Source organism: Pseudomonas sputi (assembly GCF_021603585.1).
Lineage (GTDB): Bacteria > Pseudomonadota > Gammaproteobacteria > Pseudomonadales > Pseudomonadaceae > Aquipseudomonas > Aquipseudomonas sputi.
In genome coordinates, this window is sequence record NZ_BQHI01000014.1 from 50,694 (window position 1) to 74,640 (window position 23,947).

The 23,947-nt window shown below is 60.7% G+C and carries 19 protein-coding genes, 3 tRNA genes and 1 pseudogene; 20 read left to right on the forward strand and 3 right to left on the reverse strand.

The features are described 5' to 3' along the window. The first annotated feature begins 10 nt into the window (after window positions 1-10). From tpiA to L6D81_RS19130, 13 genes are all read left to right on the forward strand, one after another. Window positions 11-766 (forward strand): triose-phosphate isomerase, encoded by a 756-nt coding sequence (gene tpiA / locus L6D81_RS19070; protein ID WP_236181459.1) that lies wholly within the window; start codon window positions 11-13, stop codon window positions 764-766. 4 nt (window positions 767-770) lie between these two features. Beyond that, a complete protein-coding gene (gene secG, locus L6D81_RS19075; protein ID WP_016771756.1) occupies window positions 771-1,154 on the forward strand; it encodes a preprotein translocase subunit SecG in 384 nt (127 codons plus the stop codon). Window positions 1,155-1,176: 22 nt separating this feature from the next. Further along, window positions 1,177-1,262: transfer RNA gene (locus L6D81_RS19080), tRNA-Leu, on the forward strand. Between the two features lie 97 nt (window positions 1,263-1,359). Next, window positions 1,360-1,436: transfer RNA gene (locus L6D81_RS19085), tRNA-Met, on the forward strand. 138 nt (window positions 1,437-1,574) lie between these two features. After that, window positions 1,575-2,033 (forward strand): ribosome maturation factor RimP, encoded by a 459-nt coding sequence (gene rimP / locus L6D81_RS19090; RefSeq protein ID WP_039769696.1) that lies wholly within the window; start codon window positions 1,575-1,577, stop codon window positions 2,031-2,033. A 47-nt stretch (window positions 2,034-2,080) separates the two neighbouring features. Next, window positions 2,081-3,562 carry a transcription termination factor NusA gene (nusA, locus tag L6D81_RS19095; protein WP_003221546.1) on the forward strand — a complete coding sequence of 494 codons (1,482 nt, stop codon included), beginning with the start codon at window positions 2,081-2,083 and terminating at the stop codon, window positions 3,560-3,562. A gap of 27 nt (window positions 3,563-3,589) precedes the next feature. Next, window positions 3,590-6,106 (forward strand): translation initiation factor IF-2, encoded by a 2,517-nt coding sequence (gene infB / locus L6D81_RS19100; protein ID WP_236181460.1) that lies wholly within the window; start codon window positions 3,590-3,592, stop codon window positions 6,104-6,106. A gap of 159 nt (window positions 6,107-6,265) precedes the next feature. After that, entirely contained in the window at window positions 6,266-6,667 is a 402-nt protein-coding gene (gene rbfA, locus L6D81_RS19105; RefSeq protein WP_230735372.1) for a 30S ribosome-binding factor RbfA, read from the forward strand. A 4-nt stretch (window positions 6,668-6,671) separates the two neighbouring features. Then, a complete protein-coding gene (gene truB / locus L6D81_RS19110; protein ID WP_007953739.1) occupies window positions 6,672-7,589 on the forward strand; it encodes a tRNA pseudouridine(55) synthase TruB in 918 nt (305 codons plus the stop codon). 141 nt (window positions 7,590-7,730) lie between these two features. Further along, window positions 7,731-8,000 carry a 30S ribosomal protein S15 gene (rpsO, locus tag L6D81_RS19115; protein WP_011332409.1) on the forward strand — a complete coding sequence of 90 codons (270 nt, stop codon included), beginning with the start codon at window positions 7,731-7,733 and terminating at the stop codon, window positions 7,998-8,000. Window positions 8,001-8,194: 194 nt separating this feature from the next. Then, entirely contained in the window at window positions 8,195-10,300 is a 2,106-nt protein-coding gene (gene pnp / locus L6D81_RS19120) for a polyribonucleotide nucleotidyltransferase (RefSeq protein WP_011332410.1), read from the forward strand. Between the two features lie 129 nt (window positions 10,301-10,429). Then, window positions 10,430-10,505: transfer RNA gene (locus L6D81_RS19125), tRNA-Thr, on the forward strand. A gap of 247 nt (window positions 10,506-10,752) precedes the next feature. Further along, window positions 10,753-11,052: a DUF6388 family protein gene (locus L6D81_RS19130; protein ID WP_236181461.1), complete on the forward strand. Its 300-nt coding sequence runs from the start codon at window positions 10,753-10,755 to the stop codon at window positions 11,050-11,052. 51 nt (window positions 11,053-11,103) lie between these two features. Here the strand turns inward: L6D81_RS19130 and nadC are convergent, their stop codons facing one another. After that, entirely contained in the window at window positions 11,104-11,952 is an 849-nt protein-coding gene (nadC, locus tag L6D81_RS19135; protein ID WP_236181462.1) for a carboxylating nicotinate-nucleotide diphosphorylase, read from the reverse strand. Between the two features lie 255 nt (window positions 11,953-12,207). Here nadC and L6D81_RS19140 point away from each other — a divergent pair, with 255 nt between their 5' ends. The 5 genes and pseudogenes from L6D81_RS19140 (at window position 12,208) to L6D81_RS29710 (ending at window position 18,040) form a co-directional block, all read left to right on the forward strand. Beyond that, entirely contained in the window at window positions 12,208-14,397 is a 2,190-nt protein-coding gene (locus L6D81_RS19140; RefSeq protein WP_236181463.1) for a DUF1631 domain-containing protein, read from the forward strand. A 64-nt stretch (window positions 14,398-14,461) separates the two neighbouring features. Further along, window positions 14,462-15,022 carry a 1,6-anhydro-N-acetylmuramyl-L-alanine amidase AmpD gene (gene ampD / locus L6D81_RS19145; RefSeq protein ID WP_236181464.1) on the forward strand — a complete coding sequence of 187 codons (561 nt, stop codon included), beginning with the start codon at window positions 14,462-14,464 and terminating at the stop codon, window positions 15,020-15,022. Beyond that, entirely contained in the window at window positions 15,019-15,852 is an 834-nt protein-coding gene (gene ampE, locus L6D81_RS19150) for a regulatory signaling modulator protein AmpE (RefSeq protein ID WP_236181465.1), read from the forward strand. Before ampD ends, ampE begins: the two co-directional genes overlap by 4 nt. A 1,126-nt stretch (window positions 15,853-16,978) precedes the next feature. Then, a pseudogene (locus L6D81_RS29705) lies at window positions 16,979-17,185 on the forward strand (HAMP domain-containing protein); the annotation flags it as partial. 150 nt (window positions 17,186-17,335) lie between these two features. Next, window positions 17,336-18,040 carry a methyl-accepting chemotaxis protein gene (locus L6D81_RS29710; RefSeq protein WP_371917332.1) on the forward strand — a complete coding sequence of 235 codons (705 nt, stop codon included), beginning with the start codon at window positions 17,336-17,338 and terminating at the stop codon, window positions 18,038-18,040. Window positions 18,041-18,057: 17 nt separating this feature from the next. On the opposite strand, the gene L6D81_RS19160 is transcribed toward L6D81_RS29710, so the two are convergent. Both L6D81_RS19160 and cra read right to left on the reverse strand, forming a co-directional pair. Beyond that, window positions 18,058-18,834, reverse strand: a complete 777-nt coding sequence (locus L6D81_RS19160; protein ID WP_236181467.1) for a TatD family hydrolase — start codon at window positions 18,832-18,834, stop codon at window positions 18,058-18,060. A gap of 3 nt (window positions 18,835-18,837) precedes the next feature. Next, window positions 18,838-19,833, reverse strand: coding sequence for a catabolite repressor/activator (gene cra / locus L6D81_RS19165; protein WP_236181468.1), 996 nt, complete (start codon window positions 19,831-19,833; stop codon window positions 18,838-18,840). Between the two features lie 307 nt (window positions 19,834-20,140). Here cra and ptsP point away from each other — a divergent pair, with 307 nt between their 5' ends. Both ptsP and pfkB read left to right on the forward strand, forming a co-directional pair. Continuing rightward, window positions 20,141-23,002 (forward strand): phosphoenolpyruvate--protein phosphotransferase, encoded by a 2,862-nt coding sequence (gene ptsP, locus L6D81_RS19170; RefSeq protein ID WP_236181469.1) that lies wholly within the window; start codon window positions 20,141-20,143, stop codon window positions 23,000-23,002. Next, complete coding sequence (gene pfkB, locus L6D81_RS19175; protein ID WP_236181470.1) at window positions 23,002-23,943, forward strand: 1-phosphofructokinase; 942 nt, start codon at window positions 23,002-23,004, stop codon at window positions 23,941-23,943. The genes ptsP and pfkB overlap by 1 nt, the downstream gene beginning before the upstream one ends. The last annotated feature ends 4 nt before the right edge of the window (window positions 23,944-23,947 follow it).

A 23,947-nucleotide genomic window follows, 5' to 3' on the forward strand; every position in this document is an offset into this window, starting at 1 on the left:
GAGGTACAGCATGCGTCGCCCTATGGTAGCTGGTAACTGGAAGATGCACGGTACCCGCGCCAGCGTCGCTGAGCTGATCAACGGCCTTCGTCATCTGGCCTTGCCAAGTGGTGTTGATGTCGCGGTGTTCCCGCCTTGCTTGTATATCAATCAAGTGATTGATGGCTTGAAAGGCAAATCGATTTCGGTCGGTGCGCAGAACTCTGCGGTGGAATCCATGCAGGGTGCGTTGACGGGCGAGATTGCGCCGAGTCAGTTGGTGGATGCAGGTTGTTCCCTGGTGCTTGTCGGGCACTCCGAGCGTCGCCAGATCATGGGTGAGCGGGACGGAATGCTGAACCGCAAGTTCGCAGCGGCGCAGGCATGTGGCTTGATTCCGGTGTTGTGTGTAGGGGAAACCCTGGAGCAACGTGAAGCTGGAAAAACTCTTGAAGTTGTCGGGCGTCAGCTGGGCAGCATCATAGAAGAGCTGGGTGTCGGTGCTTTTGCCAATGCAGTGATCGCTTACGAGCCGGTCTGGGCGATTGGTACTGGACTGACTGCAACGCCGCAACAGGCTCAGGATGTGCATAAGGCCATTCGCGAGCAGGTGGCGGCAGAGAATTCTGAAGTGGCACGAGGTGTGCGGCTTCTATACGGCGGCAGCGTGAAGGCGGCCAATGCGGTCGAACTGTTCGGCATGCCGGATATCGATGGGGGGCTCATTGGTGGAGCTTCCCTGAATGCAGATGAGTTCGGTGCGATTTGTCGCGCCGCGGGAAACTGAAAAAATGCTGGAAACAGTCGTAGTCGTTTTTCATCTGCTGGGTGCATTGGGCGTAGTTGCTCTGGTTTTGCTGCAGCAGGGTAAAGGTGCGGACGCTGGCGCGTCTTTCGGTGCAGGTGCTTCAAATACTGTGTTCGGAAGCCAAGGTTCCTCTACCTTTCTTAGTAAGTTTACTGCTATACTTGCCGCCGGTTTCTTCATAACCAGCTTGGGGTTAGGATACTTTGCTAAAGAGAAAGCTCATCAGCTGACTCAGGCAGGTCTTCCAGATCCGGCAGTGTTGGAAGTTCCAAAGCAACAACCGGCTTCTGATGATGTCCCGGTGCTTCAAGAGCAAAAGTCGGCTACTCCAGCGACTGACGTGCCTCCAGCTCAAGAGCAGAAGTAAGAAGGGTTTCAAACGTAGTATTGCCGAGGTGGTGGAATTGGTAGACACGCAACCTTGAGGTGGTTGTGCCCATAGGGTGTAGGGGTTCGAGTCCCCTTCTCGGTACCAATTAGTCAGGAGAGCCCGCTGTTGCGGGCTTTCTTGCAGGTGGAAGGTTGCATTGACCCTATAAGGGATCGGTCGTATACTTCCGCCCCAGCTTTGTCGCGGGGTGGAGCAGTCTGGTAGCTCGTCGGGCTCATAACCCGAAGGTCGTCGGTTCAAATCCGGCCCCCGCAACCAGTTTAAGGAGCCCCTTTTAAGGGGCTTTTTGTTAGCTGGACACTTTCAACGCCGCTGTTCGACGGCGTTTCAAGGATGGGCGTTTCGCCCATTTTTTTATTTTGCATAGCATGCACATACATGCACGAGGGGGTTCAGGTGTCGAGCAAGCTAGAAGAGTTGCAGGCCTTGCTGGCCCCGGTGGTCGTGGCCCTGGGCTATGAATGCTGGGGTATTGAGTTTTCGGCTCAAGGTCGTCACTCAATGTTGCGCGTTTATATCGATAAGGAAGGCGGCGTACTGGTGGACGATTGTGCCATCGTCAGCCGTCAGATCAGCGGTGTGCTGGATGTTGAAGATCCGATCTCCGTTGAATACACCCTTGAAGTTTCCTCGCCAGGCATGGAACGCCCACTGTTCACTCTTGAGCAGTTTGCCAAATATGTCGGTGAACAAGTGAAGATCAAGCTGCGCTCGCCTTTTGAAGGTCGACGCAACTTTCAGGGCCTTCTGCGCGGTGTAGAAGAGCAGGACGTCGTGGTGCAGGTAGATGACCATGAATTCCTGTTGCCGATCGATATGATCGACAAGGCCAACATTATTCCCAGTTTTGACTGAGACGCGGATCCCGCGGATCCAATGGCTTGCGAAAGGCGAGGCGTACGATGAGCAAAGAAGTACTGCTGGTTGTTGAGTCGGTATCCAATGAAAAGGGTGTACCGGCAAGCGTAATTTTTGAAGCGCTGGAGCTGGCTCTGGCCACTGCTACCAAAAAGCGTTTTGAAGACGAAGTTGATCTGCGTGTGGAAATCAACCGCCACACCGGTTCTTACGAAACTTTCCGTCGCTGGACGGTCGTCGAAGAGAATGATCTCGATGATCCGGCCATCGAAACCTGGCCGAGCAAGGTTGCTGAAACGCACCCCGGCGCCAAGGTTGGCGACGTCGTTGAAGAAAAGATCGAGTCCATCGAGTTCGGCCGCATCGCTGCACAGACCGCCAAGCAGGTCATCGTGCAGAAAGTGCGCGAAGCCGAGCGTGCACAAGTGGTTGACGCCTATCGCGAGCGCCTGGGAGAAATCATCTCCGGCACCGTGAAAAAAGTGACCCGCGACAACGTGATCGTCGACCTGGGTAATAACGCTGAAGCGTTGCTCGCCCGTGAAGACATCATTTCTCGCGAAACCTTCCGTGTTGGCGTGCGCCTGCGTGCGCTGCTCAAGGAAATCCGCACCGAGAACCGCGGCCCTCAGTTGATCCTGTCGCGTACCGCGCCGGAAATGCTGATCGAGCTGTTCCGTATCGAGGTGCCGGAAATTGCTGAAGGCCTGATCGAAGTCATGGCCGCATCCCGTGATCCGGGTTCGCGTGCCAAGATCGCTGTCCGCTCCAAGGACAAACGCATCGACCCGCAGGGCGCGTGCATCGGTATGCGCGGTTCGCGCGTCCAGGCCGTGTCGGGTGAGTTGGGTGGCGAACGTGTCGACATCGTCCTGTGGGATGACAACCCGGCACAGTTCGTGATCAATGCCATGTCGCCGGCAGAAGTGGCGGCCATCATCGTTGACGAAGATGCCCATGCCATGGACATCGCCGTTGGCGCGGACAATCTGGCTCAGGCCATCGGTCGCGGTGGTCAGAACGTGCGTCTGGCGAGCCAGCTGACTGGCTGGACCCTGAACGTGATGACCGAATCGGACATCCAGGCTAAGCAACAAGCGGAAACCGGCGACATCCTGCGCAACTTCATCGACGAGCTGGAAGTCGACGAAGAACTGGCTCAGGTGCTGGTAGACGAAGGCTTCACCAGCCTGGAAGAGATTGCCTACGTACCGTTGGAAGAAATGCTCAACATCGACGGCTTTGACGAAGACATCGTCAACGAGCTTCGTGCTCGTGCCAAGGATCGCTTGTTGACCAAAGCCATCGCTACTGAGGAAAAGCTGGCAGACGCCCATCCGGCCGAAGACCTGCTCTCGCTTGAGGGTATGGACAAGGATTTGGCGATGGAACTGGCGGTGCGCGGCGTAATTACCCGCGAAGACCTGGCCGAGCAGTCTATTGACGATCTGCTCGACATCGACGGCATTGACGATGATCGTGCCGGCAAGTTGATCATGGCCGCCCGAGCCCACTGGTTCGAGTAATTAGGCGCGGCCTGAGGAGAGAAGTGCATGACGCAAGTCACGGTGAAACAACTGGCCGATGAGGTCAAAACACCGGTAGAGCGCCTGTTGCAGCAGATGCGTGAGGCAGGTCTGCCGCACACCGCCGCCGAAGAAAATGTGACTGACAGTGAGAAGCAATCCCTGCTGACCCACTTGAAAAGCAGCCACAAGGCGAAAGTGGAAGAACCACGCAAGATCACGCTGCAGCGTAAAACCACCAGCACCCTGCGTGTGGCTGGCAGCAAAAGCATCAGCGTTGAAGTCCGCAAGAAGAAAGTTTTCGTACAGCGCAGCCCGGAAGAAATCGAAGCCGAGCGCAAGCGTGAACTGGATGAACGTCGCGCAGTAGAAAATGCTGCCCGTCAGAAGGCTGAAGAAGAAGCCCGCGTTCGCGCCGAAGAAGAAGCGCGTCGCCAGCCTGCTGCGGCGTCCGCTCCTGCCGAAGCTGTCGCGGCTCCTGCGCCAGTGGCCGAACCAGTGCGCGAAGCCGCGCCGGTTGTGGCTGCTGCGCCAGCTGCTGACACTCGTAAGCGTGACGAACAGCGCCGTCCGGACAAACCACGTGCTGACGACAACAACCGTCGTGGCGGTGGTGATGGCGAGCGCAAAAACGCTCCGCATCGCGCATCGGTCAAGGAAAAGGCTCCGGCTCCACGTGTGGCGCCACGCACGACCGACGAAGAAAGCGATGGTTTCCGTCGCGGCGGTCGCGGCAAGGCCAAGCTGAAGAAACGCAACGCCCACGGTTTCCAGAGCCCGACCGGCCCTGTCGTGCGTGAAGTGAAGATCGGCGAAACCATCACTGTTGGCGATCTCGCCCAGCAGATGTCGGTCAAGGCTGCCGAAATCATCAAGTTCATGTTCAAACTGGGTACACCAGCGACCATCAACCAAGTGCTTGATCAGGAAACTGCTCAACTGGTAGCCGAAGAACTGGGCCACAAAGTGACCCTGGTCAGCGACACCGCCCTGGAAGATTCCCTGGCCGAATCCCTGAAGTTTGAAGGTGAAGCGGTTCCTCGTGCGCCGGTTGTTACCGTAATGGGTCACGTTGACCACGGTAAGACCTCGCTGCTCGACTACATCCGTCGTGCCAAGGTGGCTGCTGGCGAAGCCGGCGGTATTACCCAGCACATCGGTGCATACCACGTTGAAACCGAACGCGGCATGGTCACCTTCCTCGACACCCCGGGTCACGCTGCGTTTACCGCCATGCGTGCCCGTGGTGCCAAGGCGACCGACATCGTGATCCTGGTGGTTGCAGCGGACGACGGCGTGATGCCACAAACCATCGAAGCGGTTCAGCACGCTCAGGCTGCCGGCGTTCCGCTGGTGGTTGCGGTGAACAAGATCGACAAGCCGGGTGCAGATCTCGATCGCATCCGCAGCGAATTGTCGGCCCACGGCGTGACTTCTGAAGACTGGGGTGGCGACACTCCATTCGTTCCGGTTTCGGCGAAGATGGGTACCGGTGTCGACGAACTGCTTGAAGCCGTATTGCTGCAGGCTGAAGTTCTCGAACTGACCGCCACTCCTTCGGCTCCTGGTCGTGGTGTTGTGGTTGAATCGCGTCTCGACAAGGGCCGTGGCCCGGTGGCGACCGTTCTGGTTCAGGACGGTACGCTGCGTCAAGGCGACATGGTGCTGGTCGGCTCGAACTATGGCCGCGTGCGCGCCATGCTCGACGAGAACGGCAAGCCGATCAAGGAAGCGGGCCCGGCCATTCCGGTCGAGATCCTCGGTCTGGACGGTACGCCCGACGCTGGCGACGAGATGAGCGTGGTTGCCGACGAGAAGAAAGCCCGTGAAGTGGCTCTGTTCCGTCAAGGCAAGTTCCGCGAAGTCAAACTGGCTCGCGCTCACGCCGGCAAGCTGGAAAACATCTTCGAAAGCATGGGCCAGGAAGAGAAGAAGACGCTCAACATCGTCCTCAAATCCGACGTCCGTGGTTCGCTGGAAGCCTTGCAGGGCGCTCTGAACGGCCTGGGCAACGACGAAGTGCAAGTGCGCGTGGTCGGTGGCGGCGTCGGTGGTATCACCGAGTCCGATGCCAACCTGGCACTGGCTTCCAACGCTGTACTGTTCGGCTTCAACGTGCGTGCCGATGCTGGCGCACGGAAGATCGTCGAGCAGGAAGGTCTGGACATGCGTTACTACAACGTGATCTACGACATCATCGAAGACGTCAAGAAAGCCCTGACCGGTATGCTTGGCAGCGACGTTCGCGAGAACATCCTCGGTGTGGCCGAAGTCCGTGACGTATTCCGTTCGCCTAAGTTCGGCGCGATCGCTGGTTGCATGGTGATCGAAGGTGTTGTGCACCGTAACCGTCCGATCCGTGTACTGCGTGAAGACATCGTGATCTTCGAAGGCGAGCTGGAATCCCTGCGCCGCTTCAAGGATGACGCTTCCGAAGTACGTGCCGGCATGGAATGCGGTATCGGCGTGAAGAGCTACAACGACGTCAAAGTCGGCGACAAGATCGAAGTCTTCGAGAAGGTTCAGGTTGCTCGCAGCCTCTGACTCGCGCACTTCAAGGGCCACGTCGGGCCGCCGCATGCAAGTGCGCGGCACGGCGTCAGGACTCTAAACGCAACGCCCGGTCTGGCTTTTGTCAGGCCGGGCGTTTGCCGCTTTCAGACCTTGCGGGTTTCACCGCAGGGCGGTAACAGGTAACAAATCATGGCAAAAGAATACAGCCGTACCCAACGTATCGGCGATCAGATGCAGCGTGAGCTGGCCCAACTGATCCGTCGTGAAGTCAAAGATCCGCGCGTCGGCCTGGTCACCATTACTGCTGTGGAAGTCAGCCGTGACGTCGGTCACGCGAAGATCTTCATCACCGTGATGGGGCAGGACAACGCCGAAGACATCGCACAAAGCATCAAGGTGCTCAATGCAGCCGCCGGTTTCCTGCGCATGCAGCTGGCTCGCGAAATGAAGCTGCGCAGCGTGCCGCAATTGCACTTCCACTACGACGAAAGCGTCGTGCGGGGCGCGCACCTGTCGGCCCTGATCGAGCGCGCCGTGGCTGAAGACAATCAGCACGTGGCTGCGGCAGCACCCGAAGACACCAAGGAGTAACTCGGTGGCTCAGGTCAAACGTATCCGTCGTAACGTCAGCGGCATCATCCTGCTCGACAAGCCGCTGGGGTTCACCTCCAACGCCGCGTTGCAGAAGGTTCGCTGGCTGCTCAATGCCGAGAAGGCCGGTCACACCGGCAGTCTCGATCCCCTGGCCACCGGCGTACTGCCGCTGTGCTTTGGCGAAGCGACCAAGTTCTCGCAATACCTGCTCGATTCCGACAAGGGTTACGAAACCCTGGCGCAACTGGGCAAGACCACCACAACGGCGGACGCCGAAGGCGAGGTTTTGCAGGAGCGTCCGGTGACCGTTGGTCAGGCCGACATTGAAGCGGTTCTGCCGAAATTTCGTGGGCAAATCAGTCAGATACCGCCGATGTACTCGGCTCTCAAGCGTGATGGCCAGCCGCTGTACAAGTTGGCCCGTGCAGGCGAAGTAGTGGAGCGCGAACCGCGTTCTGTTACTATTGCGCGCTTGGAATTGCTGGCCTTCGAAGGCGATACTGCGCGCCTTGCGGTGGATTGCAGCAAGGGCACCTATATTCGCACCCTGGTGGAGGATATCGGTGAGCAACTCGGTTGTGGTGCGTACGTCGCTGAGCTGCGTCGTACCCAGGCCGGGCCTTTCACCCTGGCGCAGACCGTGACCCTTGAAGAGCTGGAAGCGGTACATGCCGAAGGCGGCAACGAAGCGGTCGACCGCTTCCTGATGCCATCGGACAGCGGCCTGCAGGATTGGCCGTTGCTGCAGTTCTCGGAAGCGAGCGCGTTCTACTGGCTCAACGGCCAGCCGGTACGTGCTCCGGATGCTCCGAAGTTCGGCATGGTGCGGGTACAGGATCACAATGGTCGCTTCATCGGTATCGGTGAAGTGAGCGAAGACGGGCGCATCGCGCCGCGTCGACTGATTCGGTCAGAATGACCGGAAACCGGTCTGTGTAACAGCAGGCCGGCGAGTGTGGCTGTCAACAGGCACGGTCACTACTCATTTATAGATACAGGGATTTGTCCCTGGCCTGTTGAAACTGTTTTTGAAACGGTTTCCTGATAAAAGGATTGCCTCATGGCTCTCGACGTTCAAGAAAAAGCTCAAATCGTTGCCGACTACCAGCAAGCTGTTGGTGACACTGGTTCGCCAGAAGTGCAAGTTGCACTGCTGACCGCCAACATCAACAAACTGCAAGGTCACTTCAAGGCCAACGGTAAAGACCACCACTCCCGTCGTGGTCTGATCCGCATGGTTAACCAGCGTCGCAAGCTGCTGGACTACCTGAAAGGCAAGGACGTGAGCCGTTACAGCGCTCTGATCGCTCGCCTGGGTCTGCGTCGCTAATCAGCGATTGCGCTATGAGGTTGGTTGTCTGTCAGACGTCAGCGGGTTTCCGCCGGCGTCCGGCAGGCTCCCAGCCTCAAGTTTTATCTGGATACACGTTTTACCCTGGACAGGCGTCGGGCCGATTCCCGGCATTGCCCAAGAATTTCGCAAGAAACCAGTTCCCCCAAGAGCCACAAAGAAGGTAGGACACCGTGAACCCGGTAATCAAAAAATTCCAGTTCGGTCAGTCGACCGTTACCCTCGAGACTGGCCGTATCGCCCGTCAGGCCTCCGGCGCAGTATTGGTCACCGTTGACGATGACGTCAGCGTATTGGTGACCGTAGTCGGTGCCAAGCAAGCCGATCCGGGCAAGGGCTTTTTCCCTCTGTCCGTTCACTACCAGGAAAAGACCTACGCTGCCGGCAAGATCCCTGGCGGTTTCTTCAAGCGTGAAGGCCGTCCTTCCGAGAAAGAAACCCTGACTTCCCGACTGATCGACCGTCCGATCCGTCCACTGTTCCCTGAAGGTTTCATGAACGAAGTGCAGGTTGTCTGCACCGTCGTTTCCACCAGCAAGAAAACCGATCCGGACATCGCTGCGATGATCGGTACCTCGGCTGCCCTGGCGATCTCCGGCATTCCGTTCGACGGTCCGATCGGCGCCGCTCGCGTTGCTTTCCACGAAAGCACCGGCTACCTGCTGAACCCGACCTACGAGCAGCAAGCTGCTTCGAGCCTGGACATGGTCGTTGCCGGTACTTCGGACGCCGTACTGATGGTTGAATCGGAAGCCAAAGAGCTGACCGAAGACCAGATGCTGGGCGCAGTACTGTTTGCTCACGACGAGTTCCAGGTCGTGATCAACGCCGTTAAAGAACTGGCTGCCGAAGCTGCCAAGCCAACCTGGACCTGGGCACCTGCTCCAGAAGCCACCGAGCTGCTGGCCGCTATCCGTTCCGAGTTCGGCGAAGCGATCTCCCAGGCTTACACCATCACCATCAAGGCCGACCGCTACGCGCGTCTGGGCGAGCTGCGTGACCAGGTGGTTGCCAAGCTCTCCGGTGAAGAAGGCCAGCCTTCGGCTGCCGACGTCAAAGCCGCTTTCGGCGAAATCGAATACCGCACCGTTCGCGAGAACATCGTAAACGGCAAGCCACGTATCGACGGTCGCGACACCCGTACCGTACGTCCGCTGAACATCGAAGTCGGCGTACTGCCGAAGACTCACGGTTCGGCGCTGTTCACCCGTGGTGAAACCCAGGCTCTGGTCGTCGCAACGCTGGGTACCGCCCGCGACGCGCAACTGCTGGACACCCTGGAAGGCGAGAAAAAAGACCCGTTCATGCTGCACTACAACTTCCCTCCGTTCTCGGTGGGCGAGTGTGGTCGCATGGGTGGCGCCGGTCGTCGCGAAATCGGTCACGGCCGTCTGGCCCGTCGTTCGGTTTCGGCCATGCTGCCAGCCGCTGACGTGTTCCCGTACACCATCCGTGTGGTATCGGAAATCACCGAATCCAACGGTTCGAGCTCGATGGCTTCCGTTTGCGGCGCTTCCCTGGCCCTGATGGACGCTGGCGTTCCGATGAAGGCACCGGTTGCCGGTATCGCCATGGGTCTGGTTAAAGAAGGCGAGAAGTTCGCTGTCCTGACCGACATCCTGGGTGACGAAGACCACCTGGGCGACATGGACTTCAAAGTGGCCGGTACCGCCAAAGGTGTGACCGCGCTGCAGATGGACATCAAGATCAAGGGCATCACCGAAGAGATCATGGAAATCGCTCTGGGCCAGGCCCTGGAAGCGCGCCTGAACATCCTCGGCCAGATGAACCAGATCATCGGCCAGTCGCGTACCGAACTGTCGGCCAACGCGCCGACCATGATCGCGATGAAGATCGACACCGACAAGATCCGTGACGTTATCGGTAAAGGTGGCGCGACCATCCGTGCGATCTGCGAAGAAACCAAGGCTTCGATCGACATCGAAGACGATGGCTCGATCAAGATCTTCGGCGAAACCAAGGAAGCGGCTGAAGCAGCACGTCAGCGCGTTCTGGGGATCACCGCAGAGGCCGAGATCGGCAAGATCTACGTCGGCAAGGTTGAGCGCATCGTCGACTTCGGCGCATTCGTCAACATCCTGCCGGGCAAGGACGGTCTGGTTCACATCTCGATGCTGAGTGACGCTCGCGTAGAGAAAGTGACCGATATCCTGAAAGAAGGCCAGGAAGTGGAAGTGCTGGTACTGGACGTGGACAACCGCGGCCGTATCAAGCTGTCCATCAAAGACGTGGCCGCTGCCAAGGCTTCGGGCGTTTAATCACCCCGCAGTTGCAGCGCAATGAAAATACCCCGCCGTGAAAACGGCGGGGTATTTTTTTGTCCGTGAAGCATCGAGTCATTCGGCGAAGTTGCCGACCTGCAAGACCAGTGCTAGGTTTAGCCGACCGCCCGTGTAGCTCAGCCGGTAGAGCAGCGCACTCGTAACGCGAAGGTCGCAGGTTCGATTCCTGTCTCGGGCACCATTTCGCTTTCCCTTCTTCCTGCTCCCCCTGCGAAATCCGGTTTATGTTCCCCCGGTCAACTTTTTGTGGGAGAGATGTAAAGTCCCGTGTAATTCGCTCGCCAAACGTCCTATATTCGTTGTCTGCATGAGCATCGCCCAGCAGTTTTCAGATGATCCCGAATGGTTCCGAAGGCCGGACAGTCCGCGTCAGAGAGATCCTTGATGATCCACATCCATCTTCCATTCCTATGATCAGCGAGAACGCCATGACTGAATTGACCCAAGAGCAACGCCACGAACAAGCGCTGGAAAAGTACAAGCTTGATGCGCCCCAGCTGATGGACGAGATCAAGGACCTGAGTCCCGATGATCAGAAAGACCAGATCCAGTGGGCGTTCGAAGATGAAGCCGAAGCCCAGGGCCTGCAGCCGTGGGAGTTGACCCTCAAGTACACCAGCACCCCTGAGGAGTTCGAGGCCAAGCGCCTGGAACTGCACAAGGAAGCGGCCGAAGTGTTGGGCGTCGAGTGGGATGAATACTGCGAGATGAACAATCTGGTGGTCTGAAACAAAAACGCCAGCCTCGAAAGGGCTGGCGTTTTTTATTGCCCGATGGCCTCAGATGCTCAAGCGCATCGACAGGTCCACGGCCTTGACGTCCTTGGTCATCGCGCCGATCGAGATGTAGTCCACCCCGGTCTGTGCGATCGGCAGCAGCGTGCTTTCGTTGATGCCGCCACTGGCTTCCAGTTTTGCCTTGCCGGCGTTCAGGCGTACGGCTTCGCGCATGTCATCGAGGCTCAGTTCGTCGAGCATGATGATGTCGGCACCGGCGGCCAGCGCCTCCTTCAGTTCCTCCAGACTTTCCACTTCGATTTCCACCGGTTTGCCCGGGGCGATCTTGTGCGCAGCGGCGATGGCCTGCGCAATGCCACCGCTGGCAGCGATGTGGTTTTCCTTGATCAGGAACGCGTCGTAGAGACCGATCCGATGGTTATGGCAGCCACCGCAGGTGACCGCGTATTTCTGCGCCAGACGCAGGCCCGGCAGGGTCTTGCGGGTGTCGAGCAGTTTCACCGAGGTCTCGGCGACGAAATCCGCCAGATACTGCGCACGGGTCGCCACGCCCGACAGCAATTGCAGGAAGTTCAGAGCGCTGCGCTCACCGGTCAGCAGTGAACGGGCCGGGCCTTCCAGATGAAACAGCGGCTGATTGGGCGAAACCCGTTCGCCATCGCGCACCTGCCAGTGCACCGCCACCCGTGGATCGAGCTGGCGGAACACCGCATCGACCCAGGCCGTGCCGCTGATGACGGCGGCGTCGCGGGTGATGATGGTGGCTTTGGCCAGGCGTTCGGCCGGGATCAGTTGCGCGGTGATGTCGCCGCTGCCGATGTCTTCGAGCAACGCACGGCGCACGTTGGCTTCGATTTCGGCGGTCAAATCGGCGAGACGTAGATTCGGCATAACGGGCTCCACAAACTAAGTGGCCCGATTATAGGGGCATGGCGTCGGCCAACCCAAGGCGAGAACCGCCACGCAGCGCTGCATCCGGTCGATTTTCTTTGAGTAAACCCGATTTTGCCGTGGTCACTGGAAGGTGTTGGCGTATAGGGGAAACCCTGACGGCTCTGGCGCCGGGGACATCTTTTGCAAGATAATCCGCCTTGCATTTGACGCCATGACTTTGACGTCTGCGAATCACCGTTTCAGGAGGCTGGGATGCACAACGACGGGAATGTAGTGCCTCTGCACAAGGCCACTGCCGATCAGGCGACTCACTCGCCGCTCGCCCGCCTGCCTGTGATTCTGCTTCAGGTTCGCGACAAGGCTGCCCAGCGCCTGCGCAACGGTTTACAGGAGCTGTTCGATAACGCCGACGACACGCTTTTCGAAATGGCCGACCGGGCGCGTAACGACGTCGAACAGAACATCTTTTTCGAGGCCATGCGCGACCTGCGCCTCAAGCGCAAGCACATCGAGCGCGGTTTTCTTGAGCAGTTCTTCGAAGCCTTTGTCGGCCTCACTCAATTCGATCCCGTCCCCACTGTCCTCTCTCATGCCTTGCAGTGTGACGACACGACAGCACGCACCGATGACATGGAGCGCAACGTCGCGGTCCAAACCATGGTCGGTCGCGTACTGAATCGCGACGGGTTCGCCCTGGATCAACTGACCGCGCGATTCAATGCGCTGTTGGGCAAGACCCTGGACGATCACTACAATCCGCTGGGCCCGGCGATGCTTTGCGAGTACTTCCTGCAGGCCGGGCGCAATCTGGGAGTGGAGATCAAGGTTAAACTGATCCTGCTCAAACTGTTCGAGCGCTATGTGCTGGCCGATACCGATCAACTCTACGCCGAAGCCAATCAGCTGCTGATTGCCACGGGCGTGTTGCCCGAGCTCAAGCCCGCACCGGCCCGTCGCGCCATCGATCAGGCTGTGGCCAGCGTGCAGAGCGAATTCGAGGGCATCGCTAAACCCCAGGCGGACGCGGCGGTGCAGGAAGTCTTCGCCGCGTTGCAGGAACTGCTGCTGCACGTGCGCGGCACCGTTGCGCCGACCCTTGAGCCCAGCGCTCCCGCCCAGCCAATTTCCACCCGCGACCTGCTGCGCCTGCTCTCGCACCTGCAGCAATACGTGCCGGCGCTGTCGTTGCAGGACGACTTCGATCTGCGCCATCAGCTTGAACAGTTGCTGACCCGGGTCAGCGTGCGCAGCGGCAAATCACGAATCGTCGGCGGGGCGGACGAGGACGTGATCAACCTGGTGGCCATGGTCTTCGACTGCATCCTTGATGATCGCAACCTGCCGGATTCGCTCAAGGCGCTGATTGCACGGTTGCAGATCCCGATGTTGAAGGTCGCGGTGATCGACAAAAGCTTCTTCAGTCGCAGCAGCCATCCGGCGCGCCGCCTGCTCAATGAAATCGCTGAGGCGGCGATGGGCTGGGGCGAGTGCGACGGCAATGCGCGCGACAGCCTGTACCTGCGCATTGAGCAGGTGGTGCAGCGCTTGCTGACGGATTTTGTCGATGACCCGGCGATTTTTTCCGAGTTGCTGGCGGATTTCCTCGCGTTCACCAGTGACGAGCGCCGCCGCAGCGAATTGCTTGAACAGCGTTTGCGCGATGCCGAAGAGGGCCGGGCGAAAACCGAACTGGCCCGCCAGCGGGTCGAGCAGGCGTTGAACCAGGCCTTGCTGGGCAAGGTCCTGCCACTGTCGGTGGTGACCTTCGTGCAAGACGCCTGGAGCAAGGTGTTGCTGCTGACCTGCCTCAAGCACGGCGATCAGTCCGCCGAATGGCACGCCGACGTGCAGACCATGGAGCAATTGATCTGGAGCGTGCAGCGCCACGACGACGCCGCAGCGGGTCTGCGCCTGCTGGCGCTGGTACCGGGGTTGCTCAAGTCATTGCGCGACGGCCTGAGCAGTTCGGCCTTCGATCCGTTTGCCACCAGCGGCTTTTTCAGTGAACTGGAAGCGCTGCATGTGCGGCTGCTGGAACCGTCCAGCGCACCGGATCAAATCGCGCTGCCGGAAATGATCGAAGTGTCGCAGGCGATTGTCTTGCAGATGGCCGACGACGGTCTCAAACCACGCCCGCCAGCGCGTTTGCCAGCCGACGATGCGGGTTTACGCCAGGTCGATCAGTTGCGCCTGGGCAGTTGGGTGGCGTTCGAGGAAGACGAAGAACACACCCTGCGCTGCAAGCTGGCGGCGATCATCGAGGCTACCGGCAAGTACGTGTTCGTTGACCGTACCGGGATGAAAGTGCTGGAGCGCGACCGCACGGAACTGGCCCTGGCGTTTCGTCGCGGTGCGGTGCGAGCACTGGACGACACCTTGCTGTTCGACCGGGCACTGGAGTCGGTGCTCGGCAATCTGCGGCGGCTCAATCGCGGCAAGTGATCGCGCGCCGGGGGCCGATCACGGCATACTGGTCGCCAACACAGTCGGCGTTGAAGGAATCGGTATGCAGTTGGATCCCGCAAGCGGGTGGTGTCACGGGGTGCAAGTCTGCCCTTCGCCCAACTTCAATGAACGCCCGGCGGGCGAAGTCTCCCTGTTGGTCATCCACAACATCAGCCTGCCACCGGCGCAGTTCGCCACCGGCAAGGTCCAGGATTTTTTCCAGAACCGTCTGGATGTCACGGAACATCCCTACTTTGCGGGAATCGCCGACCTGCGCGTGTCGGCGCATTTTCTGATCGAACGTGACGGCAAGGTCACCCAGTTTGTCTCCTGTCTTGAGCGCGCCTGGCATGCCGGCGTTTCAGTGTTCGAAGGACGGGAAACCTGTAACGATTTTTCCGTGGGCATCGAGCTGGAAGGCACCGATGATCTGCCGTTCACTGACGCGCAGTACCGGGCGCTGACCGCGTTGACCCGGCAGATACAGGCGGCGTTCCCGGCGATCACTGTCGAGCGCATCTGCGGACACAGTGACATCGCCCCCGGACGCAAGACCGACCCCGGACCCGCATTCGACTGGGCACGCTACCGCGCCGCCCTGGCACAAGAGGAAGGACAATGAGTTTTCTGGTGTTACTGCTGGCGGTATGGATCGAGAAGTTCTCGGCTCTGCGCCAACGGGTGCAACGCGATGGCGGATGGATCCGCGAACTGCACAAGCTTGAAGCCGGCGGACTGGCGAAACAGCCTTGGCTGGTGCTGACCATCCTGGTGCTGTTGCCGGTGGCATTGCTGGGGTTGCTGCTGGTGGTGCTGGAGCCGGTAGCCTATGGTCTGCTGGCATTGCCGGTGCATTTGCTGGTGGTGATTTACAGCCTGGGGCGGGGTGACCTGCTCGGCGAGCTCGGGCCGTTTCGCGACGCCTGGCGCCGTGAAGACCTGCAGGCCGCCGCCCACGTGGCCAAGCGTGATCTGAACATCTGCGCCGAAAGCGGCGAACAATTGCTGGAGCAAGTGCAACAGCATCTGTTGTGGCAGGCCTACCAGAGCTTTTTTGCGGTGATTTTCTGGTACTTCCTGCTCGGTCCGGTGGCGGCCCTGAGCTATCGCTTGCTGGCGCTGGCGGAGGAAAACGCCCAGAACCCTGCGGTGGCTGAACGGGCCGGGCAACTGCGCCACGCCTTCGACTGGGTGCCGGTGCGCCTGCTGGCGGGGAGTCTTGCCCTGGTCGGCAATTTCGTCGCGGTCAGTCGGGTGATGCTGCACGAGCTGCTGAACTGGAACATCAGCGCCGAGCAACTGATCAACAAGGTCGGGCTGGCGGCCGGGGAAATCCCGCCGGCCGCTGTCGGCTCCGAAGGCATCAACACCCTCGACTGCCTGTGGGAACTGCTGCTGCGGGCGGCGGTGCTGTGGTATGCCGGATTTGCCCTGTGGACGGTACTGGCGTAGGCCGTTCCTGTGACGAGGGGGGCAATCCCCCTCGTTAACCTTAAGTTACAAAACCTCCCTTCGATTTGAGCTATACAGAGATAGCGCCCGATAGTGGCTATCTGCTGTCGCCCCGCGCCTGCCAATAAAAACAAGAAAAAACCAAGGGAGACTTCCAGTGAAGAGCTTGCTCTATCCCGCCGTCTCGCTGATGAATCGCTTGAGCTTCGGCATGAAGTTCAGCCTGATCAGCGTGCTGTTCCTGGTGCCGATGCTGGTGACCAATTTCTATCTGGTGCGCGATTCCTATCGCGAATTCCAGGGCACCCGGGTGGAGCTGCAAAGCCTCGACCTGCTGGGCAGCAGCCTGACGCTGCGCCGGGATCTGGAAACCCTCAACAATCTGGTGCAGATCGATGTCACCCTCGGCCAGTCCGGCAAGGCCGGCAATGTCGAGGCGCAGATCACCGGTCTTGAACAAAACGTTCTGGCGCGCCTGCAAGGGCTGACGCCGATGACCGAAGATCCGGAGCAGATCAAGTTTTTCCAGACCAAGCGCGATGAAATGATCGCCGCGTTCAAGGTTCAGCAAGCGGAAAACTCCCTGCAAAGCAAAAGTGCGCTGATCGGCAAATTGCTGGGCAATGCGCAGATTTTCAGCCAGATCGTGGCCAGTCAGGCCGGATTGAGTCGCGACAACCAGAGCGACATACGCCAGCTCAGTGAGTTGATCACCGCGATCACGCCGGCCATCACCCAGGCATTGGGCGAAGGCCGGGCGATGGGTTCGTATTCATTGGGCCAGGGCTTTCTCAACAGCTCGTCGAGCACCCGGTTCGACGAGTTGCTGGTGCAGATCGAAAAACTGCAGGCCGAATATGGCCTGAAATTGCAGGACGCGCTGGGTTCGAGCAAAGCCGCCGGTGATTCCCTGAGCGCCCCGGCCGATGCCAGCAAGGCGTCGCTGAAACAGGCCGGCACACTGATCGAAGAACAAGTGGTGATGGCCGAAACCCTCGACGCGCCATGGCAGGGGTTTTATGACCAGGTGACCGGGTTGATGGACCAGACCTATCAGCTCAACGACGCCACCCTGAAGTTCCTCGACACCCAATTGCAGCAACGCCTGGGGCAAAACCGCACGCACATGGTGCTGCAAGCGGTGGCGCTGTCGGTGGTGTTCGTGCTGATTTTCTATCTCTACGGCGGCTTCTACGCCTCGACCCGCGCCACCCTGAAAAACCTCGGCGCCATGATGGACAAGGTGGCGGCGGGCGACATGACAGTGAATTTTCACGCCAATAGCCGCGATGAACTCGGCGAGTTGGGCGAAGTGTTCAACGGTACGGTGCAGAAAATCCACGACCTGATCGAACGGGTCGGCCACACCGTTGGCGAGGTCGAGCGGCAGGCGGGGCAGGTGGAAAACGTCTCGGCACAAAGCAATCAGGCGGTCGCCGGGCAACGCACGCAGATCGAACAGGTGGCCACCGCGATGAACCAGATGTCGGCGACGTCGCTGGAGGTGGCACGCAGTGCGGCGGCAGCAGTCAGCAGCGCCCACAGCGTGAACGACGAAACCATCAATGGTCGCGGGCTGGTGGAATCGCAGCAGGGCAGCATCGCGGCCCTGGCGAGCGAGATCGATCAATCGGTGTTGGTGATCAACCAGTTGGCCAGCGACAGCCAGGCGATCAGCCGCGTCCTGGAAGTGATCAAGAGCATCGCTGAACAAACCAACCTGCTGGCGCTCAACGCCGCGATCGAGGCCGCTCGGGCCGGTGAGCAGGGGCGCGGTTTTGCCGTGGTCGCCGACGAAGTCCGGACGCTGGCCAAACGCACCCAGCAATCGACCGAGGAAATCGAGCAGATGATCGCCAAGCTCCACGGTGGCGTCGGTGCGGCAGTGAAGGCCATGGGCGTCAGCCATCAGATGGCCAACGGCACGGTGGGGCAGTCGGAGAAAGTCCAACAGGCGCTGGAAAACATCCTCGGCGCTGTCGGCATGATCGTCGACCAGAACCAGCAGATCGCCGCCGCCGTCGAGCAGCAGACCGCCGTGGCCCACGACATCGACCAGAACATCGTCGAGATCAACCGTGCCGGCGAGCGCACCGCAGAAGGTGCGCATCAGACCGAAGATGCCAGCCGTGCGTTGTCGGCGCAGGTGGTCGAGTTGAAGCAATTGATCAGCGCGTTCCGCGTCTGACGTGTCCTGCCGACTGTTTACCAGTGGAACAGTCGACAAGCGTTCGCGGTACTGGCGGCGGCCAGTTGTTCCGGATCGATGTTCATCAACGCGGCCAGTGAGTCGCAGATCGCCGGCAAATGCGCCGGCGTATTGCGCATGCCGGGGAACATGGCGGGCGCCATGTCCGGTGAGTCGGTTTCCAGCACCACTGAATCCAGCGGCAAGTCGGCCAGCACCCGGTGCATGCGCAACGCCTGCGGCCAGGTTGGCGCACCGCCAAGGCCGAGTTTGAATCCGAGCTTGATGTATTCCCGCGCCTCCTCACGGCTACCGGCAAAGGCGTGAATGATCCCGGCGCGCCTGAGCTTGAAGCGCTTGAGCGTGGCAATCACCGCTGCATGGCTGCGCCGCACATGGATCAGCGCCGGCAACTCAAAGTCCGCCGCCAGTTGCAGCTGCGCTTCGAACAGCACCTGCTGGCGTTCGCGGTCGAGGGTTTCGATGAAGTAATCCAGGCCGATTTCGCCGACCGCGCACAGTTGTCGATGACCCGTTAACCGTGTCAGCCAATCGCCCAGTGCATGCAAGTCTTCAGGCCGATGCTGCTCGAGATAGACCGGGTGCAATCCGAAGGCCGCGTACAAATCGGCATCGCTTTGCACCAGATTCCACACCCGTTGCCAGTTTCCCTCGTAGACACCCAACACGACCATTCGCCGCACGCCGAGGGCGCGGCTTTCGGTGAGCAACGCCGCACGGTCGGCGTCGAAGTCGGGGAAGTCCAGATGGGTGTGGCTGTCGATCAGCTCCACGGCTCAGTCCCGGTGAATACGCTGCTTGAAAGTCCGGGCGATGGCTTGCACGCCAGGCTGGTAGTCCGATTGCTCGACCGCCGCCAGCGCCAGTTCCAGCGCCTTGTCGGCGATCAACTGGTGCTGCTGGGCCATGGCGTTGACCGGCAACGGCAGGAAATCGAGCAACTGGGTATCACCGAACGTGCCGAGGCGCAGCGGGCGTGACTTGAGCGGGAAGTCGTGCAGCGCATCGAACACGCCCTGCAGTAACACGTAGGAGGTGGTCACCAGCGCATCCGGCAAATGCCCGAGGCGTTGCAGGAGTTCTTCCATCAATTGCTTGCCGCATTCGCGGCTGAAGGAGTCGGCGTGCTCGATCAGCACCTCGCCCTTGAACCCGGCCAAGGCTTGTTTGAACCCGGCCGCCCGTTCCTGGCTGATGCTCAGTTCCGGACGCGCGCCCAGCAACACGATCTGCTTGGGTTGCGGGTCGAGCAGGCTTTCGGTCAGGTGCAGGCTGGCTTCGCGGTCATCGCTGACCACCGAGCAGAAGTGTTCGGCATCCATCACCCGGTCGATGGCAATGATCGGCAGACCCTTGGCCTGCAACTGGCGATAACTGTCGTCACCGGCCGGCAGGCAACTGGCGACGATCAACGCATCGCAACGCCGGGCGCGGAACAGTTGCAGCAGTTGCCGTTCGCTGTCCGGTGCATCGTCGGAGCTGGCGATCAGCAGCTGATAGCCGCGTGCCCGGGCGCCTTGTTCCAACAGTTTGGCGATCCGCGCGTAGCTGGGGTTTTCCAGATCCGGCAGGATAAAACCCAGGGTTCGGGTGTGCCGACTGCGCAGCCCGGCCGCCTGTGGATTGGGGGTAAAGCCGTGCAGATCGACCACCGCCCGCACCCGCTCGACGGTGGCGTTGCTGATGCGTTGCTGTTCGGCCTTGCCGTTGATGACGTAGCTGGCGGTGGTCACGGACACTCCGGCCAACCGCGCGATATCACTGAGTTTCAACCCGGGATTTCCTTGTTTTTTCGAGCATGCCGCGACATTTTCGCCAATCCTACCCGATTCAGGCAGGCGACCATTGTCTCAGCGCATCCGACAAGTTGGACTTCAAGGATGGGACATTATCGAGTAACGTGCCGATCAATCTAGATTAAACGTTTCAGCAAGCGTATTTTCTACGTTTTAGACGCCTTTGGCCGGTTCTGCCGCGAAACCGCCAAAACGGCCTCCTGAAAGGGAAGTCGAGAAGCGCCTAAGCTGAAACCATTCAAAAACAATACCTGGCGTTACCTGACGCCAAAAAGGAGATCGCATGCTCGAGCTCACTGTAGAGCAGATATCCATGAGCCAGTCGGCTGTGGATAAACCCGCCGCTTTGCAATTGCTGGCCAGTCATCTGGTCGCCGATGGTCTGGTCGCCGACGGATACCTCGCCGGCCTGCAGGCCCGGGAGGCCCAGGGCTCGACCTTCCTCGGCCAAGGCATTGCGATCCCCCACGGCACGCCCGAAACCCGCGATCAGGTGTTTGCTACCGGCGTACGCTTGATGCAGTTTCCCGACGGCGTGGACTGGGGCGATGGTCAGATCGTCTATCTGGCCATCGGCATCGCCGCCAAATCCGACGAACACCTGCGCCTGCTGCAACTGCTGACCCGCGCCCTCGGCGAGACCGATCTGGGCCAGGCCCTGCGCCGCGCCAGTTCGCCCGAAGCATTGTTGAAACTGCTGCAAGGCGCGCCGCAGGAACTGGCGCTGGATGCGCAGATGATCGGCCTCGGGGTCTCCGCCGACGATTTCGAAGAACTGGTCTGGCGTGGTGCGCGTCTGCTGCGCCAGGCCGATTGCGTGAGCAACGGTTTCGCCGGCGTATTGCAGCAGGTCGAAGCGCTGCCGCTGGGCGATGGCCTGTGGTGGCTGCACAGCGAGCAGACCGTGAAGCGTCCGGGCCTGGCGTTTGTCACGCCGGACAAACCGATGCGTTACCTCGGCCAGCCGCTCAGCGGTCTGTTCTGTCTGGCCAGCCTCGGTGAAGCGCATCAAGCGTTGCTCGAGCGTTTGTGCGCGTTGCTGATCGAGGGTCGCGGCCATGAACTGGGCCGCGCCACCAGCAGCCGCAAGGTCCTCGAAGTGCTCGGCGGCGAATTGCCGGCCGATTGGCCAAGCGCACGTATCGCACTGGCCAACGCCCATGGTCTGCATGCGCGGCCGGCGAAGATCCTCGCGCAACTGGCGAAAAGTTTTGACGGCGAAATCCGTGTGCGCATTGTCGACGGTCAGGACAGCGCCGTATCGGTGAAGAGTTTGAGCAAACTGCTGAGCCTCGGCGCCCGTCGCGGGCAGGTGCTGGAAATCATCGCCGAGCCGAGCATTGCCGCCGATGCGTTGCCGGCCTTGCTCACCGCCATCGAAGAAGGCCTCGGCGAAGAGGTCGAACCGCTGCCGGCCGTCAGCCAGCAACCCGAAGTGATCACCGATATAGCCGAAGTCGTCATCGCCCCGGCCTCCGGCAGCCTGCTGCAAGCGATCCCCGCAGCACCCGGCATCGCCATCGGCCCGGCGCACATTCAGGTCCAGCAAGCCATCGATTACCCGTTGCGCGGTGAGTCCGCCGCCATCGAGCGTGAGCGTCTCAAGCAAGCGCTGGCCGACGTGCGTCAGGACATTCAGGGCCTGATCGAACGCAGCAAGGCCAAGGCGATCCGCGAGATTTTCATCACCCACCAGGAAATGCTCGACGACCCGGAGCTCACCGACGAAGTCGACACCCGTCTCAAGCAGGGTGAAAGCGCTGAAGCGGCGTGGATGGCTGTGATCGAGGCCGCCGCGAAACAACAGGAAGCGTTGCAGGATGCGCTACTCGCCGAACGCGCCGCCGACCTGCGCGACATTGGTCGCCGGGTGCTGGCGCAGCTGTGTGGCGTGCAGACGCCCGCCGAGCCTGAGCAGCCGTACATTCTGGTGATGGATGAGGTCGGCCCGTCCGACGTCGCGCGTCTGGATCCGGCGCGGGTCGCCGGGATTCTCACCGCCCGTGGCGGCGCCACCGCTCACAGCGCCATCGTGGCCCGTGCGCTGGGGATTCCGGCGCTGGTCGGTGCGGGCGCTGCGGTGTTACTGCTGGAACCGGGTACGCCGTTGCTGCTCGATGGCCAGCGCGGTCGCCTGCATGTGGACGCGGATGCCGCGACCCTGCAACGCGCCAGCGAAGAGCGCGACAGCCGCGAACAACGCCTGAAAGCCGCCGCCGAACAACGCCATCAACCGGCGCACACCCGCGACGGCCACGCCGTGGAAGTGTTCGCCAACATCGGTGAAAGCGCTGGCGTCATCAGCGCGGTGGAGCAGGGCGCCGAAGGCATCGGCCTGCTGCGCACGGAGCTGATTTTCATGGCCCACCCGCAAGCGCCGGACGAGGCGACTCAGGAAGCCGAATACCGCCGCGTCCTCGACGGCCTCGCCGGTCGGCCGCTGGTGGTGCGCACCCTCGATGTCGGTGGCGACAAACCGCTGCCGTATTGGCCGATCGCCAAGGAAGAAAACCCCTTCCTCGGCGTGCGCGGGATTCGCCTGACCTTGCAGCGTCCGCAGATCATGGAAGCGCAGCTGCGCGCCTTGCTGCGTTCGGCGGACAACCGTCCATTGCGGATCATGTTCCCGATGGTCGGCAGTGTCGAAGAATGGCGTCAGGCCCGCGACATGACCGAACGCCTGCGTCTGGAAATCCCGGTCGCCGACCTGCAACTGGGGATCATGATCGAAGTGCCGTCCGCCGCGTTGCTGGCGCCGGTGCTGGCCAAAGAGGTCGACTTCTTCAGCGTCGGCACCAATGACCTGACCCAGTACACGCTGGCCATCGACCGTGGTCATCCGACCCTGTCCGCCCAGGCTGACGGCCTGCACCCGGCGGTGCTGCAACTGATCGACATCACCGTGCGCGCGGCCCATGCCCACGGCAAATGGGTCGGTGTGTGCGGCGAGCTGGCGGCGGATCCGCTGGCGGTGCCGGTGCTGGTCGGCCTCGGTGTGGATGAACTGAGTGTGTCCGGGCGCAGCATCGCCGAGGTCAAGGCACGCATCCGCGAACTCAGCCTGACCCAGACGCAAACCCTTGCTCAACAAGCCCTGGCCGTGGGCAGCGCCAACGAAGTGCGCGCATTAGTGGAGGCCCTGTAATGGCCAAGATTCTTACCCTGACCCTCAACCCGGCGCTGGACCTCACGGTGCAGTTGCCACGCCTGGAGGCCGGTCAGGTCAACCGCAGTGACGAGATGCACACCCACGCCGCCGGCAAGGGCGTCAACGTCGCGCAAGTACTGGCCGACCTCGGTCATCAACTGACGGTCAGCGGCTTTCTCGGCGAAGACAATCTGCAGGCCTTCGAAAACCTGTTCGGCAAACGCGGTTTCGCCGATGCGTTTATCCGGGTGCCCGGCGAGACCCGCAGCAACATCAAAGTCGCGGAGCAGGACGGACGGATCACCGACATCAACGGCCCGGGGCCGGTGGTCGGTGTAGTGGCGCAGCAAGCGTTGCTGGATCGACTGGTGCAGATTGCGCCGGGGCATGACGCGGTTGTGGTCGCCGGCAGTTTGCCGCGCGGGGTCAGTGCGCAGTGGCTGCGCGAGTTGGTCGAGCGCTTGAAGGCGCTGGGCCTGAAAGTCGCCCTGGACACCAGTGGCGACGCCTTGCGCGCAGCGCTCAAGGCCGGTCCGTGGCTGATCAAGCCGAATACCGAAGAGCTGGCCGAAGCGCTGGGCTGTGAAGTGCTGTCCCATGCGTCTCAGGCTGAAGCGGCCGATCGTTTGCACGCGCAGGGCATCGAGCATGTGGTGATTTCCCACGGCGCCGAAGGGGTGAACTGGTTCAGCGTCGGCTCGGCGCTGCATGCGACGCCGCCGAAAGTCAGCGTGGCCAGCACGGTCGGCGCCGGCGATTCGTTGCTCGCCGGCATGCTCCACGGTCTGCTCAGCGCCGACACGCCGGAACAGACCCTGCGCACGGCCACCGCGATTGCGGCGCAGGCGGTGACCCAGATCGGTTTCGGTATTCACGATGCTGCGCAACTGACGCGGCTCGAACAGGGCGTGCGTGTGCGCCCCCTGACAGAACAATAAGAGG

Coding starts and splice junctions, on each gene's coding strand:
- tpiA (WP_236181459.1), top strand. CDS start 11: ATGCGTCGCCCTATGGTAGCTGGTAACTGGAAGATGCACGGTACCCGC.
- secG (WP_016771756.1), top strand. CDS start 771: ATGCTGGAAACAGTCGTAGTCGTTTTTCATCTGCTGGGTGCATTGGGC.
- nusA (WP_003221546.1), top strand. CDS start 2,081: ATGAGCAAAGAAGTACTGCTGGTTGTTGAGTCGGTATCCAATGAAAAG.
- infB (WP_236181460.1), top strand. CDS start 3,590: ATGACGCAAGTCACGGTGAAACAACTGGCCGATGAGGTCAAAACACCG.
- rbfA (WP_230735372.1), top strand. CDS start 6,266: ATGGCAAAAGAATACAGCCGTACCCAACGTATCGGCGATCAGATGCAG.
- rpsO (WP_011332409.1), top strand. CDS start 7,731: ATGGCTCTCGACGTTCAAGAAAAAGCTCAAATCGTTGCCGACTACCAG.
- L6D81_RS19130 (WP_236181461.1), top strand. CDS start 10,753: ATGACTGAATTGACCCAAGAGCAACGCCACGAACAAGCGCTGGAAAAG.
- nadC (WP_236181462.1), bottom strand. CDS start 11,952: ATGCCGAATCTACGTCTCGCCGATTTGACCGCCGAAATCGAAGCCAAC.
- L6D81_RS19140 (WP_236181463.1), top strand. CDS start 12,208: ATGCACAACGACGGGAATGTAGTGCCTCTGCACAAGGCCACTGCCGAT.
- ampD (WP_236181464.1), top strand. CDS start 14,462: ATGCAGTTGGATCCCGCAAGCGGGTGGTGTCACGGGGTGCAAGTCTGC.
- ampE (WP_236181465.1), top strand. CDS start 15,019: ATGAGTTTTCTGGTGTTACTGCTGGCGGTATGGATCGAGAAGTTCTCG.
- L6D81_RS29710 (WP_371917332.1), top strand. CDS start 17,336: ATGTCGGCGACGTCGCTGGAGGTGGCACGCAGTGCGGCGGCAGCAGTC.
- ptsP (WP_236181469.1), top strand. CDS start 20,141: ATGCTCGAGCTCACTGTAGAGCAGATATCCATGAGCCAGTCGGCTGTG.
- pfkB (WP_236181470.1), top strand. CDS start 23,002: ATGGCCAAGATTCTTACCCTGACCCTCAACCCGGCGCTGGACCTCACG.